The sequence below is a fragment of the Rhodococcus sp. MALMAid1271 genome, assembly GCF_049195265.1.
Lineage (GTDB): Bacteria > Actinomycetota > Actinomycetes > Mycobacteriales > Mycobacteriaceae > Rhodococcoides.
The window spans coordinates 72123-85821 of record NZ_JBMIRQ010000126.1 but is presented as its reverse complement, the minus strand read 5'-3'; the positions used below and the strand labels follow the sequence as shown (position 1 = coordinate 85821).

At 62.9% G+C, this 13699-nt stretch carries 14 protein-coding genes and 1 pseudogene; 6 read left to right on the top strand and 9 right to left on the bottom strand.

Features of this window, described 5'->3' with window-relative positions; translation table 11 throughout:
- The 5 genes and pseudogenes from ACOQFP_RS24565 to ACOQFP_RS24545 form a co-directional block, all read right to left on the bottom strand.
- Nucleotides 1–810, bottom strand: coding sequence for a F510_1955 family glycosylhydrolase (locus ACOQFP_RS24565; protein WP_032401329.1), 810 nt, complete (start codon nucleotides 808–810; stop codon nucleotides 1–3).
- Between the two features lie 383 nt (nucleotides 811–1193).
- Nucleotides 1194–2033 carry a hypothetical protein gene (locus ACOQFP_RS24560; protein WP_094656082.1) on the bottom strand — a complete coding sequence of 280 codons (840 nt, stop codon included), beginning with the start codon at nucleotides 2031–2033 and terminating at the stop codon, nucleotides 1194–1196.
- Between the two features lie 238 nt (nucleotides 2034–2271).
- Nucleotides 2272–4614: pseudogene (locus ACOQFP_RS24555) on the bottom strand (transglycosylase domain-containing protein).
- A complete protein-coding gene (locus ACOQFP_RS24550) occupies nucleotides 4614–5444 on the bottom strand; it encodes a GNAT family N-acetyltransferase (RefSeq protein ID WP_363799451.1) in 831 nt (276 codons plus the stop codon). Before ACOQFP_RS24550 ends, ACOQFP_RS24555 begins: the two are co-directional and overlap by 1 nt.
- A gap of 91 nt (nucleotides 5445–5535) precedes the next feature.
- Nucleotides 5536–5913 (bottom strand): hypothetical protein, encoded by a 378-nt coding sequence (locus ACOQFP_RS24545; protein WP_155288774.1) that lies wholly within the window; start codon nucleotides 5911–5913, stop codon nucleotides 5536–5538.
- A gap of 115 nt (nucleotides 5914–6028) precedes the next feature.
- On the opposite strand from ACOQFP_RS24545, the gene ACOQFP_RS24540 reads away from it, so the two are divergent.
- The 3 genes from ACOQFP_RS24540 (at nucleotide 6029) to ccsB (ending at nucleotide 9167) form a co-directional block, all read left to right on the top strand.
- Nucleotides 6029–6196: a hypothetical protein gene (locus ACOQFP_RS24540; protein WP_155288775.1), complete on the top strand. Its 168-nt coding sequence runs from the start codon at nucleotides 6029–6031 to the stop codon at nucleotides 6194–6196.
- Between the two features lie 342 nt (nucleotides 6197–6538).
- Nucleotides 6539–8191 carry a cytochrome c biogenesis protein ResB gene (gene resB, locus ACOQFP_RS24535; protein ID WP_052061714.1) on the top strand — a complete coding sequence of 551 codons (1653 nt, stop codon included), beginning with the start codon at nucleotides 6539–6541 and terminating at the stop codon, nucleotides 8189–8191.
- A gap of 4 nt (nucleotides 8192–8195) precedes the next feature.
- Nucleotides 8196–9167, top strand: a complete 972-nt coding sequence (gene ccsB, locus ACOQFP_RS24530; RefSeq protein WP_206498882.1) for a c-type cytochrome biogenesis protein CcsB — start codon at nucleotides 8196–8198, stop codon at nucleotides 9165–9167.
- A gap of 9 nt (nucleotides 9168–9176) precedes the next feature.
- On the opposite strand, the gene ACOQFP_RS24525 is transcribed toward ccsB, so the two are convergent.
- Entirely contained in the window at nucleotides 9177–9308 is a 132-nt protein-coding gene (locus ACOQFP_RS24525) for a DUF3703 domain-containing protein (protein ID WP_080733457.1), read from the bottom strand.
- Nucleotides 9309–9319: 11 nt separating this feature from the next.
- Here ACOQFP_RS24525 and ACOQFP_RS24520 point away from each other — a divergent pair, with 11 nt between their 5' ends.
- Genes ACOQFP_RS24520 through ACOQFP_RS24510 form a run of 3 tightly spaced genes read left to right on the top strand, consistent with a single transcriptional unit; the run spans nucleotide 9320 to nucleotide 10913 of the window.
- On the top strand, nucleotides 9320–9466 hold the full coding sequence (locus ACOQFP_RS24520; RefSeq protein WP_155288776.1) for a hypothetical protein: 147 nt from the start codon (nucleotides 9320–9322) through the stop codon (nucleotides 9464–9466).
- A complete protein-coding gene (locus ACOQFP_RS24515; protein ID WP_080736598.1) occupies nucleotides 9463–10095 on the top strand; it encodes a TlpA disulfide reductase family protein in 633 nt (210 codons plus the stop codon). The genes ACOQFP_RS24520 and ACOQFP_RS24515 overlap by 4 nt, the downstream gene beginning before the upstream one ends.
- Nucleotides 10092–10913, top strand: coding sequence for a cytochrome c biogenesis CcdA family protein (locus ACOQFP_RS24510; RefSeq protein WP_032375700.1), 822 nt, complete (start codon nucleotides 10092–10094; stop codon nucleotides 10911–10913). Before ACOQFP_RS24515 ends, ACOQFP_RS24510 begins: the two co-directional genes overlap by 4 nt.
- 316 nt (nucleotides 10914–11229) lie before the next feature.
- On the opposite strand, the gene ACOQFP_RS24505 is transcribed toward ACOQFP_RS24510, so the two are convergent.
- From ACOQFP_RS24505 to ACOQFP_RS24495, 3 genes are all read right to left on the bottom strand, one after another.
- Complete coding sequence (locus tag ACOQFP_RS24505; RefSeq protein ID WP_308051299.1) at nucleotides 11230–11787, bottom strand: DUF305 domain-containing protein; 558 nt, start codon at nucleotides 11785–11787, stop codon at nucleotides 11230–11232.
- Between the two features lie 205 nt (nucleotides 11788–11992).
- Complete coding sequence (locus tag ACOQFP_RS24500; protein ID WP_353806439.1) at nucleotides 11993–12415, bottom strand: DUF6153 family protein; 423 nt, start codon at nucleotides 12413–12415, stop codon at nucleotides 11993–11995.
- Nucleotides 12416–12515: 100 nt separating this feature from the next.
- On the bottom strand, nucleotides 12516–13463 hold the full coding sequence (locus tag ACOQFP_RS24495; RefSeq protein ID WP_032375702.1) for an NlpC/P60 family protein: 948 nt from the start codon (nucleotides 13461–13463) through the stop codon (nucleotides 12516–12518).
- Nucleotides 13464–13699: the final 236 nt, after the last annotated feature.

The following is a 13699-nucleotide window of genomic DNA, read 5'->3' as shown; positions in this document are numbered from 1 at the left end:
TTACGTCAGTGTGTACAACGCCTGGGGGCTGGCTGCGTAGGCGGTGTCGTAGTCGACCGCGGTCAATGCCTCGACGGACCCGGTTGCGGAACGCTTCTGCCAATCGGCGCCGTTGCGACTACGCCAGGCGTATCCGTCGGTGTCGATCCCCCACAGTGCATCGCCGGCACCGGCGAGCAATACCAAGTTCGGTGCGTCGAGGACAGGAGAGAATGTTCGGGCCGTGTCGGTGCTGTGCTGAAGTCCATCAGGTGTCACCGCCCATACTCCGGAGCTCGTAATCGCCAACGACGCCGCGGGCGCAGCGGCGCCGGGAGTCCAGGTGGAGCCGCTGTCGGCGGAGACGAGTAGACCGGTACTGCCATCGAATCCGACGAGGATGCGTCCATCGGCAGCCAGCGCGTGGAAGTCGACTTGTCCCTCCAGTGACCGATCCGACCACGACATTCCGCCGTCATTGCTGCTACGCAGTCCCAGTGGGTTCGCCGCCGTGCTGGATTCGCCGGGATGACCGGAGGTGAAGAGGGTATCGGTGGCCGGTACACCCGACAAACCCATGAAGTCATCGTCGGAAGAGCCGACCCTGGTCAGGTTTCCGGACGAACCGATGGCGAAGAGTCCTGTGTGGCTACCAGCGAGGACGGTGCCATCGGCGTTGACGTGCAATCCGTGCACATGAGCCAGTGAGGAGGTGAAGTCGACCACTGCCGGATCGGCCGCGCCGTCAGTCGCTGCCGGAGCGGAACATCCAACGAGGGACAGAGCTGCGATCAGAGACGGCAGCAGGATGCGGGAAAGCGAGATGGACATAAAGTGCGGTTCTCGTTCTGTCGATGAGGGCTCGGTGATGTAATCGCTTGAGCGTCAACGCCAAGTGATCTCCCGGTCAGGCGCGGTGAACATGACCGGATACGGCGGCTGAGGTGGACGTGACTGCTCGGGCGGTATGTGCGGGACGACGTAGACGCATCGACCTTCATCTCCATTCACTTAATCTCCAATCACTGAGGCGATGTACGAGCGCGGATCGTTCGGCGGCGAACAGCCGTGGCAGCGACATCGCACCGACGATCGGTATCGGCTGAGTGCGAACAATTCCGACACCTTCACCCGCCTCGCCGTGGCGAGCACTCAACTACTAACCAGCATAGTATTTCGGGCAGGTCAGGCCGAAGTGCCCATCCGGTTCGGTGTCATCGCAGATGCGCCGGTGCGTCGCCCGGGGTGATGCCGACGTGGACGTGGTCGCTGTGCACGTCGTCGGTGAAGAATCCTGGACGGTCACCGTTGAGGTCGGTCGGACCTCCGACCTCGGTTGCGCCCAGTAGGGCTGCCGCAGTGACGAATTCGGAGATCGTTGGGTTGTTGAAGGGATCGTCGACAACGCGCCGACCGTTGATTTCTCGGATGTCCACCGCTCGTCCCACTGCGTGGTTGGACAAGCGCGGGTGCGGGAAGACGGTCTGGATGTGACCGGTGTGCATCACCTGCACTGCGTAGGTGAATCGATCGGCAAGTCCGAGCATGATCTGGAGCACATTGTTGTTGATGCGTCCGGTTCCGATGTCGAGTCGTGCAGGCTCGGAGAGCGTGATGCGAGGGCTGCTCAGCACCGACGACGCAGCGGCGGTCAGTGGTACTGGGGACCCAAGAGAGGTCAAAGGGTTGATCTTTTCCACCGTCCAGGCCGCGCCAGCGGCGATGTCGCGCTTGAGCCGGATATCGAGTGCCATCTGCCGGGTCGTCTCAGCCGGCTGCGCGAGCGTGGGGCGTTGTAGGAGTTGGTCGAACAGCACGATCACTGCAGCACTCTCTGGACCGATTCCGGCGTACTGCGGATACACCACTCGCAGGGTGCTGGCGAGGGCCTCGTCGGGTTGAAGCAGTGCTGCCGTCGCCGCGACTTCGAGCGATACCCCTGCGGTGCGCAAGCTGTCGAGTACTCCTCCTCCCTCGCTCCAGCTGCCACCTGCTTCGAGGAAGCTCGTCGCTGCGCGTTTGATCTCGGGCATCACTTCGCCAGCTGTCGGCATCCACCGCCCCGGATTCACCGGGGCCGATGATCGACTGCTCGGTGCGCTCACGGCCGGGGACCGTGCGGGAGATGCGTTACTGCTCGGTGCGAGGCTGGGGGATTGTCTGTCGGCGGTGTTGATGGTGCAGCTGACTGTGAGCGGCAAAACCGCTGCGGCTGTGAGCAGTTGTCGACGGCTGACTGTGATGGCGTTTCCTTTCGTGCGCGGGGGTCTCAAGGGTGAGTGTCGTGGGTGATCACCGCGGCGGCGGTAGCGGCAGGCCGGGAATGTCGATACTGGGCGGCGCTGGCGTGGGCGTGCGGTCGGGGGCGGGGGAGCCGTCACTGATGTACAGCGTGATCAGCGATCCCGGGATCGCCGCGCCGGATGGGGATGTGCCGGTAGCGGTACCGCGAGCGCCCTGACCGGTGGTGGTGACGACGGTCACCTAGAATCCTGCTGCTTCCAATCTCGATGTGGCCGACGACTGGCTCATGCCGCTGACCTCAGGTACTTGGCCGTTGGCGGAGCCGCGGACGTATTTGTCGTCGACCGGTGGCAGCTCGATGGGGCCGAAGTTCGTGGCGATTGGGTCCATCGCGTCGTACCAGGTTCGTGCGGGTTCGTTACCGCCGTAGAGGTTCCCGGAGCTGCAGGGCCGCAGTGGGAAGGAGCAGATCTGGCCCGGTGTCGGTGAGTCACCGTAGGTGTAGACGGCGGCGGCGTAGCGGTTGGTGAAGCCGAGGAAGCCCGAGGATCGGTTGGATTCGGTAGTGCCGGTTTTCCCGGACATCGGCAGCGTCCAGCCCACGGACCCGGCCGCCGATGCCGAGGTTCCTCCGGGTTGGTCGTCCTTGCTCATCGCGTTGGCGAGTGTGTTGGCCAGGCCGGGTTCGACGACCTGCTCGCACGCTTGTTGTGTGACCGGTACAGCTACACCCTCGCGGTCGGAGATGGAGTCGATCGGGTTCGGCGGGCACCAAGTACCTCCCGAGGCGAGGGTAGCTGCGACGTTGGACAGCTCGAGCGGGTTGACCCAGGTAGGTCCGAGTGTGAACGAGCCGAGGCTTTGCTCTTTCTGGAGGTCGGCCATGCTCTGCTCGTCGAATCCAGACGAGCCGGGGAGGGTGTAGGAGCGAAGCCCTAGCCGCACTGCCATGTCGACTGTCGGTGTGACACCGACGGACTCGAGCAACTTCACGAACGCCGTGTTCGGTGATTGCGCCAGTGCGTCGGTGACCGTCAGCGCCGGTGGGTAGTTTCCGACGTTCTCCACGCAGTAAGCGCCCGCCGGGCAGTTACGCGCGCCGCCGTCGCCCAACCCCCTGACCTCGACGCGCCGGGGAACCTGCAGTGTGGCGTTGGTGCCGAGTCCGCGTTCCATCGCGGCGGCAGTGGTGAATATCTTGAAGATCGACCCGGCGCCGTTGCCTACGAGTGAATACGGTTGCGGCTGAACCGTTTCGTCGGCGTCGGCATCGAGTCCGTAGGTGCGACTACTGCCCATGGCGAGGATGCGGTGTTCGTCCTGTCCGGGTGCGACGACATTCATCACGGTGGCGACACCGTCGAGGTCGGGATCTGTGTTCGCGGTCAGTGCGGCCTGGGTCGAGTTCTGCACCGCCGGGTCGAGAGTCGTTTTGATCAGATAACCGCCCTCGTCGATCTGCTCGCGGCTGATACCGGCGTCCTCAAGATATTGGAGTGCGTAGTCGCAGAAGAACCCTCGATCACCGGCGGCGATGCATCCACGTGGGAGGGTGTTGGGCTCGGCCAGCACCCCCAATGGCTCGGATTTGGCGGCCTCGAATTCTGCGGCTCGGTTCGGGATGGTTTCGATCATGTTGTCCAAGACAAGGTTTCGGCGGCTTGTGACTCCCTCGACGTTGGTGTACGGGTTCAGTGCCGAACTGGACTGAACCATCCCTGCCAGCATCGCTGATTGCGTCGCCGTTAACTCGCTGGCATCGACACCGAAGTAGGTTTGCGCGGCGTCTTGGATGCCGAACGAGGCATTGCCGAACGGAACCAGGTTCAGATAGCGGGTCAATGTCTCGTCTTTGGTCAATTCTCTGTCCAAGGACAACGCCATTCGGATCTCGCGGATCTTGCGAGCCGGCGTGGTCTCGATCGCGGCACGCCGCTCGGCGTCGGTGTCAGCGACGACCAGTAATTGATAGTTCTTCACGTACTGCTGATCGAGTGTCGATGCGCCCTGCTCGACCTGCCCGCTGGTGGTGTTGGTCAAGAACGCTCGCAACGTTCCCTGCCAGTCCACGCCCTGGTGTTCTGCGAAGCGCCGGTCCTCGACGGAGACGATCGCAAGCTTCATCTCGTTGGAGATCTTCGCGCTCGGCACTTCGGAACGGCGTTGCTCGTATAGCCACGCGATCGGGTTGCCTGCCACGTCCGTCATCGTCGAGATGGCAGGAACTACGCCCTCGGCGAGTTCGCCGGAAACGTTGTCGTCGGTGTCAGCGGCGCGGTTCGAGACGTATCCCAGGCCACCGACGATGGGGAACAACACTCCTGCAAGCAGCACGCCTGCGAGCGCAGTGCATCCCACGAGTTCGAACACCGTTCGTCGGGTGCTTGACATCATCGTCTCGTTTCTGTCGACGGGGCAGTGCTCGCGGTCGTCCGGGTTGGTGGGACCGACAAGGGGAGCGGAGCACGGCCGCAGCGGCCGTCTAGCTCTCGCCGGTAGGTCTGCATGGTCCGGCCATCTCGATCGAGACGGTTTCCGCTTTTCTGCCATCCGAGGCGCTCGTAGAAGCCGCCTGCATTGTCGGCCACCCCGAGATCGGTGGACAGCTCGGCGCAACGTGCACCTGCCCGCGCAGAGTCGGATTCGAACCAGTCGAGCAACTGTGCACCCACTCCGATCCCTCGCACCCGTGGGCTCACCGCTATCGCAACGACGACGGCGACACTGTCGGCCGGGGGAGTCTGAGGTTCGCCGTTCGGCAGTGGGATGGGCCGAGCGCGCGCCACCGCTCTGCACCAGGGGCGAAGACGCGTACGAACGAACCGCATGGCGGTGCGCGGGCGGACTGCCATCGCCGCACCGGCGTGTGCAGCCAACGGCAGCACGGTCATCTTCTCGCGCAGTAGATCACCGATATGGGCATGGTGATCGAGGGTGCCGAGGAGGAATCCGACGACGGCGCCTTCGCTATCGGTTGCGACAAGAGCGATGGCGTGTCGTCGGTTGACGAAGCTGCGGTGCCACCGGCGCAGGAACCGTGCTCCCAGCTCGGGGAACAGGCCAATCGGTAGCTCGTCGAGGTGCAACTGCGCGCTCTGCGGTAGATCGTGCGGCCCGGCCTCGCGAAGGACGATCGCGACTCCGGGAGGAGGCGCGGCGGGGTTGGGATGAGGGAAACAAAGGTGCGGCGTAGACGATGAAACGTTGAAGAAGATATGCATGGCGTTGTCCTCGACGAGGCAGGCTCGCGCCCTCACCGCGGAGGCGGCGCGCGAGAAGAAAGGTGGACCGATCTGCGCAAACGCAGACCTCTCACACCCTCAGAAGGCATGCCGCGTCGAGCACGGACATCGGCGCAGGGGGAGAGACCGACCTCTCAGTTGGCGACGATCTCGATGCCTGTAGACCTCGAAGCTGGTGCAGTAGCACTGTCCATCCGGTCCGGCGCAGCAACATTGCCAGCCCTAGCGCAAGGATCGCCACCGCTATGTGGACGGACCCGATCAGGGATCCGTGATTGTCGTGATGACTGGACGCGCTACCGCCGATCCCCTCGTCCTGCTCCGGCGCCGACGTGTGCTCGATTTCCGGGACGCTCTCGATGACCGCAGCCAGCGGAGCGTGGCCGGGCTCTGCGGTGGTGTGTGCGACCTGCGACATCATCAGCACCGCCACTGCCGTGGCCGCCATGATGGACCAGAGCAGAATTCGGCGAATACACTCGCTCAACCGAATCGGACACACACGACGAAAATAGCAGATCCATGTCGCCGTCTACCCGCGCTAGCGACGAATACCGTGTGCGGTGACGCCTCCAGCGTTCCATGCGGGCCGCACCCTCAACTGCCAGGCATTGTTGGGTTCGACGTTGGCGCAGGGCCGTGGTGACCCAGAGGGCGGCGGGCCCGTCATCGAGCAGGTGCGCGGCGGCGCGATCCACGGTGACCAGTACATCCTCGTAGGCCAGTCGTAGTGGCGCTCGCTCATCGAGTTGGGACATCGCGACATCCTCGATCAACTGCAGAGGGAACCGCGCCGCTTCGTACTCGGCACGCAAAACAGCTAGTGCAAGTGTGCCTGATCTCACCGCACAGGTATTACTCCGCGGGATGAAACGCGTTTGGACGGCATGAGTAGAAGAACCGATCCGCGCCTACCGTGGGGCCGAAAGCGGCCTAAACCGAACCGCAGCCCGGCAGCGTTCCGGATGGACCAAGTACCACGTTTGTGGTTGCAGCACTTACCCTCTCGCCCAGGCGACTACCGCGCACAACTGCACACGGCCCATCAACTACTATGTTGCATAGTAATTGAGATGCAATCGTCGAAAGGGTGTGGCGGTGTGACAGCTGATCAAACCCCGGCGCTCACATCGCAGGGACGGTTACGCAGAGCAATCGCTGCGGTGCGCAACAGGTGGCGGCAACTGACCTCGATGCGAACGGCACTGGTGCTGCTGTTTTTGCTCGCTATCGCAGCAATCCCAGGCGCCCTGCTGCCACAGCGCAATCTCAACACCCAGGCGGTTGATTCCTACATCGCAGCGCGCCCGGCTCTCGGGGCCGTCATGGACACGCTGGAATTGTTCGACGTATTCGGAAGCTTCTGGTTCACCGCCATCTACGTCCTACTGTTTGTGTCGTTGATCGGCTGCCTGACTCCCCGAATGATCGAACACGGTAAAGCCCTTCGCGCACAGCCAGTTCGCGTACCCCGAAACCTTTCGCGACTACCGCTTCATCATTCGGGCGCTCTCGCCGGTAGCCCGAAAACCGTCATCGACGACATCGCGCCCCACTTGAGAGGGTGGCGTACTGCCGTTAGGCCCGAGCCCGATGGGGCGCTCACCCTCTCCGCCGAGAAGGGCTATACCCGCGAAGCGGGAAACCTACTTTTTCATTTCTCGCTGATCGGTCTGCTCGCGGCCATCGCCATCGGCAAGCTCTTCGGTTACGAAGGATCGGTCATCGTCATCGCCGACAACGGGCCCGGTTTCTGCAACACCTCGCCCGCCATCTACGACTCCTTCCGGGCCGGCAACAGCACCGACGGAACCGGGCTGGAGCCGTTCTGCATCAGAGTCAAGGACTTCAACGCCGACTACCTCGAGAACGGCCAGGCAGAGATGTTCACCTCGAACATCTCCTACCAGAGCGCCGACGACATCGCCGCAGACACCTGGCGCGACTATCAACTCAAAGTCAACGAACCCCTCCGGCTCGGAGATGAACGCATCTACCTCACCGGCCACGGGTACGCCCCGGAATTCACCGTGACCTTCCCCGATGGTCAGAGTCGAACCGAGGCCCTGCAGTTCCGGCCCGACGACGCCACCACGTTCCTGAGTAGCGGGGCGTTGCGTTTCGATCCACCCGGCGGGACCTATGCCACCGCCGATGAGCGACGCCGCGGCCAGATCGCCATCGAGGGCCTCTTCGCTCCCACTGCGCAATTCAACGGAACCCTGCTCTCCTCCCGCTTCCCGGACTTGGTCGATCCTGCTGTGGCAGTGGATATCTACAAAGGTGATACCGGCCTCGACACCGGCATACCCCAGTCGATCTTCTCCCTGGACCAGGAGATGATCAACCAGGGCCGACTTGTCAAGCAGGATCGGGTGAACCTGCGTCCCGGTGAATCGACGACCCTCACCGACGGCACCAACATTCGATTCAACGGCGCCAAGGAGTTCGCCAACCTGCAGGTCGGATACGACCCCGCACAGTTGTGGGTGCTCGTGTTCGCGATCACGATGATGACCGGACTGTTGGTCTCGCTGGTGATCAAGCGACGTCGAGTCTGGTTCCGTGTACTCCCGGCCGAAACAGGCCGATCGAGCGTGGAGATGGGCGGGCTCGCCCGTACCGATCACGCCGGATGGGGACCCGAATTCGAGACCCTCCGCACCGAAATCTGGACGCCGCGGACAAAGAACCACTCCGAGACCCTCGATACAGAAACGGTGTAGCGCCATGCCGATCGACGACAACCTCGCCCGCTGGAGCGACATCAGTTTCGAGACCGCCTTTGTGGTCTACCTTCTCGCCGCGATCCTGTTCATCGCACAACTCGCAACGACGCGAACAGCGACTTTGAGCCGGGCCTCGAGTCTGCATCCGCAACTGATCGCAGCGACATCATCGACACCGGGATACGTGCCGGTCCCCGAGCGAAGAGCCCCGTCCGAACGCCTGGGCCGCACGGGACTCGCCCTGGTAATGCTCGCACTCACTTTGCATGTCGGGTCGATCGTCCTGCGCGGGATCGCCACTGGCCGCCCGCCGTGGGGAAACATGTACGAATTCGTCTCCGTCACATGCGCGGCCGGCATACTTGCCGGACTGATTGTGCTGCGCTCGGAGCAACTGCGCACACTATGGTTGTTCGTCCTTGTTCCGACTTTGATCCTGCTCTTCATTGCCGGAACTGTGCTCTATGCCAACGCGGCGCCCGTCGTACCAGCCTTGCAGTCGTATTGGCTCCCCGTGCACGTCTCCGTCGTCTCGCTCGGCAGCGGGGTGTTCCTGATCTCCGGTGCAGCCAGCACATTGTTCCTGATCCGGATCCGATATCCCAACAACAACGCCGTCCCCGACAGCAGAGTGGGCCGGATCGTCGCTCGTCTCCCCTCGGCGCACTCGCTCGACGTGCTGGCGTACAAGACCACCATCTTCGCGTTTCCCCTGTTCGGAATCGGTGTCATCCTCGGCGCGATCTGGGCCGAGGCCGCGTGGGGTCGGTTCTGGGGCTGGGACCCGAAAGAGACGGTCTCATTCATCGCGTGGATCATCTACGCCGCGTACCTGCACGCCCGGGCCACCAGCGGGTGGCGTGACACCCGGGCCGCGTGGATCAACATCGCCGGATTCGTGGCCATGCTGTTCAACCTGTTCATCATCAACATGGTGGTCTCCGGACTGCATTCGTACGCGGGTTTGAACTGATGTCGCCTGCTAGCCGCCGCCCTGTGCTTCGGCGAGGTCATGCGGCACCGGTCGCGTCAATCCCGCGTCGACCCGGCCGGTGTTGCCGACCGGGTATCGACCGGACCAGGATCCAGGAGCCACGACCACGATCCGAATCAACTGACTGCCTCGTGTCCGTAGTGCATTCCGGAGAGGGAAGTCACAGTGCCCCGAGCTTCGTCACCGGCCAAGACTGGGGCATCGACCGCGTCACCGATCCCACGATGTTCGAGACATCGGCGCAGATCCGTACTGCAGCAAAGGCGTCGACTTCATGAGACTCGGCCGCCCTACGGGGGCTCGCACACGCGAACAGAGCAGTCTGCCCGCCACGGCAACGGCATCCATCCTTGCCGTTGTACTCCTGGTCTCCGGATGTTCCGCAGGCGCCGACGCCGTGCCCTCCGGAGGTAGCTTCGATTTCGTTGCACCCGGTGGTCAAACCGACATCGTCTACGATCCCCCCGAAACGCGCGGAACCATCGGTGAACTCGCCGGACCCGATCTGATGGAGGAAGGTAAGAACACCGCTCTGTCGGACTATGACGGCGAGGTGGTCGTGATCAATCTCTGGGGTCAGTGGTGCGGCCCCTGCCGCGGCGAAGCCGACGACCTCGAAGAGGTCTACGAAGCAACCCGCGAGCGCGGTGTGCAGTTCCTCGGTATCAATGTTCGAGATCCGCAGAAGGACAAAGCGCAGGACTTCGTTGTCGACAACAATGTCTCCTACGCCTCGATCTACGACCCCTCGATGCGGACGCTGATCGCCCTCGGCGGGAACTACCCGACCAGCGTGATTCCCTCGACGCTGGTACTCGATCGAGAGCACCGGGTGGCGGCAGTGTTCATGCGTGCCCTCCTCGCCGAAGACCTGCTCCCTGTCGTCGAACGGATAGCAGACGAATGACTGTTCTTCTTGCCCAAGGCGGCGTTGGCTCGACGTTCCAAAATCTGGCATCGAGCGGACCTCTGGTACTGGCGATCGCCGCATGTATGCTCGCCGGGCTGGTCTCGTTCGCGTCACCGTGCGTGGTGCCCCTGGTGCCGGGCTACCTGTCGTACCTGGCGGGCATCGCAGGTGCCGACGTGCCGTCGCTCGCCGCCGCCTCGACTGGTGAAGCACCGCCGAAGCTGGCAAGCCGCTGGCGCGTGGCAGGTGCAGCGGGGTTGTTCGTCGCCGGCTTCACCATCGTCTTCGTCCTCGCCACCGCCTCGATTTTCGGGGTCATCGGCACCCTGCGCATCAACGAACAGGTGCTTCAGCAGGTCGGCGGTGCCATCACGATCATCATGGGCTTGACGTTCATCGGGTTCATTCCCGCATTCCAACGCGACACTCGATTCGCGCCGCAAACCATCTCGTCTCTTGCTGGAGCGCCGCTGCTCGGTGGCGTGTTCGCGCTCGGCTGGACGCCGTGCCTTGGCCCCACGCTCGCCGGGGTGTTGTCCGTTGCCGCTGGAACTGAAGGCGCAACCGCAGCGCGCGGCGTCACTCTCATCGTCGCCTACTGTCTGGGACTCGGTCTACCGTTCGTGGTCCTCGCGTTCGGCTCGAGTTCGGCGATGCGCGGTGTCGGCTGGCTACGGCGGAACTCGCAGAGAATCAAAGTGGCAGGCGGAGTGATCATGATCGCCGTCGGTGTCGCCCTGCTGACGGGGGTGTGGGGTCTGTTCATTGCCTGGATACGCAATGAATTCGTCAGTTCGGTTGTATTACCCATCTGAGAAGGAAACCGAGCAGCCGCACGTGCAAGACCACGCCTCCCCAACTGCCAGTGCCGGTGGTATCGAACCCACTCTCTGTCGACGGCGCGCCCCCGCCGGGCCGCGATGACCCCATCCGAGAGCCGCCCCCTGTCCCTACCGCGGATCTGCGTGTCCCAAGGACCCCGCAGGCGGGTGCATCAGCAGGGGAGGGCATGTTTCCGGGGCCGTGTTGATCGGTGTGGCAGCTAAAAGGGCCAGGTCCTTCGAAACCGAAGGGCGGGGCTCGGTATTAGCCGAGCCCCGCCCTACGGTTGATAGTTCCCAGAATTGAGAGTTACTGGGCGAGCAAACTTTCCATTGTGGAGATTTCGCTCTGCTGCGCATCGATGATTGTGGAGGCAAGCTCCTTGGCATCAGCATTGGAGCCGTCGGCCAACTCGATCTGAGCCATCTCGATTGCCCCCTTGTGGTGCTCGATCATCATGGTGAGCCACATGGAGTCGAACTCCGCTCCGTTAGCGGCCGACAACATGTCCATGTCTTCCTGGCTCATCATGCCGGTCATGCCACCGCTCCCCATGTCCATACCGCCCATGTCCATTCCGCCCATGTCCATTCCGCCCATGTCGGCGGACGCTGCGGGCTGTCCCCATGCGGTGAGCAGGGCATTCATCTGCTCCATCTCCGGTGCTTGAGCTGCTTCGATGGCCTGGGCCAGCTCGATGACCTGAGCATTCTCGGTTCGGCCGTCGACAAGTGAAGCCATCTCCACCGCTTGTGCATGGTGGGGGTACATCCCTTCGACGAACGTGACATCGGCATCGTTGAATTCGGCCGATGCTTCGGCGGAATTCTCGGAGGACGACGAGGCCGGTGTATCGCTGCTCGACATGCCGGGCATGTTCATTTCGCCGTCGTTACTGCTGCAGCCAGCGAGAACTGCGGCGGCGACAGCGGAAGCCGCCGTTATCGCGATCGTGAAACGGGTAGATCGATTCGAACGCATAACAAACTCCTGAAATTATGGTGGGGTGGTTCGGATCGACAGGCACACTGACCCGTCGACATCTGTGTCTCACACAACGGTGAGTCACCTGTCAGATCCGAAGCACAGACAATTCGGAGAGAGTGAAAATGGTCCAGGGCGGCGGGTGCCCGGTTCGACGACGAACTGCCGACAGCCGCGCAGCGTGGACGAGAGAACCGGCGAAGCCCACAACGATTGCCCGTAAGACGGCCAACGCCGCGACAGCACCGATGATAGCCAGACACAGATGCATGACCGAGCTGTGATCGCCACAGCCGTTCCCGCAGTGTGCTGCGGAACCACTCTCCGATGCTGTCGCAGATGATGCTCCCGAATGCTCGTCGACGGCAGGTGGAGCGCTCACCGTCGAGGTCATCGAGTGTTCGCCGATACTCGTCGCCGTTGCGAACGACATCGGCGCAGAATGCATGAGAAGGACTCCGAACAGCACTATCGAAGCGCAAACAGCACCTAGGAGCCACTTCTGGTTCATAGGTTCCGTGGCTGAAGTCCTCACCGGTTCGATCTTACCGGTCTGCCACACGGGCATCCGGTCTCCTCGCAGTCGCGGCGTCCGGACCGTGGACATCGAATCAGGTGGCGATGGGCCGGTTGATTGCGGTCACTTCATCCCAGGGAACGGGCGCGACTTTGACGACGTCGCCGCCGGTGGGGGCGTTGACGTATTTCCCGTCGCCGATGTAGATCCCGATGTGTCCGATCGGTGAGTAGAGAGAGATGAAGTCACCCGGTTGCACTGATTCGCGGGAGACAGGTGTGCCCGCTCGTGCTTGGTCTGCGGCCACGCGTGGAACGGTCAGTCCCAGTTGTTTGTAGGCGAAGTAGATCAGTCCGGAGCAATCGAAGGACCCCGGCCCGGTAGCTCCCCAGGAATAGGGTTTGCCGAGTTGGTCGAGGGCGATGCGCATCGCCTCCGCTGATGTTCCACTCGCAGCCGAGACGGCGGCGGGTAGCTCGGAAGGATTCGTGGTGCCGGGGCTGACGATGGCAGCTCGATCCGCATCGGTGAGGGCGGCGAATTGGTCGGTGATTTTGGCGATCTGATCGGCCAGGTCGGTCTGGCGTTGCTCGAGGTCGCGTTGTGTACGTGCGGCGTCCGCCTCGGCTACCGCAGCGGACGCCTGTGCTTGCCGGGCTTGTTCGAGCTGGTCTCGCGCTTCGTCGTCGATCTGTGTCGAGTCGGCGAGTGCAGCGGCTCGATCGGCGAGGATCCGGTCCAACAACACCATCTGATCGAGTAGTTGCTGTGGGCTGTCCGCGACCAGAACGGCCCCGAGAGGGGATTGCGGTACACCTTTGTACGCGGCGTCGACAGCTGTGGCCAGTGCTCGACGGTTGGCAGATGCGGCCACTTCGGCTTCCCGAGCCGCCGCCGAGGTCTCGTGGGCGAATTGAACTGCGGTACTCAGTTCGCCGCGGCGACGATCGAGGGTGTCCTGCGCGGCGTACATGCTCTCGGTGAGAGTGAAGGCGGTCGCATTGAGTTCAGCGAGTTGTCGTACGGCTTCGGATGCGTTCACCGGGGGTGCAGCAGGGTCCGCCGAAGCTGGAGCATTTACCGAAAATGCCGCGGCAACAACGATGATCGAGGCGATCAGGGTAGCGCGGACACGCCGCGTCGGGCCTGAAAAAGAATGCACAGAAGAAATCCTCTGGGGTCGGTGTGGGTTCCCTGCGTCACCAGCGAAGGAAACGGAGCGCGGCGAGAGCCGCATGGGACTGTGTCCGGCCTCGCCGGTCACCATTGTCGGGTATC

Coding starts and splice junctions, on each gene's coding strand:
- resB (WP_052061714.1), top strand. CDS start 6,539: ATGCAATCGTCGAAAGGGTGTGGCGGTGTGACAGCTGATCAAACCCCG.
- ACOQFP_RS24505 (WP_308051299.1), bottom strand. CDS start 11,787: ATGTCGAGCAGCGATACACCGGCCTCGTCGTCCTCCGAGAATTCCGCC.
- ACOQFP_RS24500 (WP_353806439.1), bottom strand. CDS start 12,415: ATGAACCAGAAGTGGCTCCTAGGTGCTGTTTGCGCTTCGATAGTGCTG.
- ACOQFP_RS24550 (WP_363799451.1), bottom strand. CDS start 5,444: ATGCATATCTTCTTCAACGTTTCATCGTCTACGCCGCACCTTTGTTTC.
- ACOQFP_RS24510 (WP_032375700.1), top strand. CDS start 10,092: ATGACTGTTCTTCTTGCCCAAGGCGGCGTTGGCTCGACGTTCCAAAAT.
- ACOQFP_RS24565 (WP_032401329.1), bottom strand. CDS start 810: ATGTCCATCTCGCTTTCCCGCATCCTGCTGCCGTCTCTGATCGCAGCT.
- ccsB (WP_206498882.1), top strand. CDS start 8,196: ATGCCGATCGACGACAACCTCGCCCGCTGGAGCGACATCAGTTTCGAG.
- ACOQFP_RS24515 (WP_080736598.1), top strand. CDS start 9,463: ATGAGACTCGGCCGCCCTACGGGGGCTCGCACACGCGAACAGAGCAGT.
- ACOQFP_RS24545 (WP_155288774.1), bottom strand. CDS start 5,913: ATGGCGGCCACGGCAGTGGCGGTGCTGATGATGTCGCAGGTCGCACAC.
- ACOQFP_RS24560 (WP_094656082.1), bottom strand. CDS start 2,033: ATGCCGACAGCTGGCGAAGTGATGCCCGAGATCAAACGCGCAGCGACG.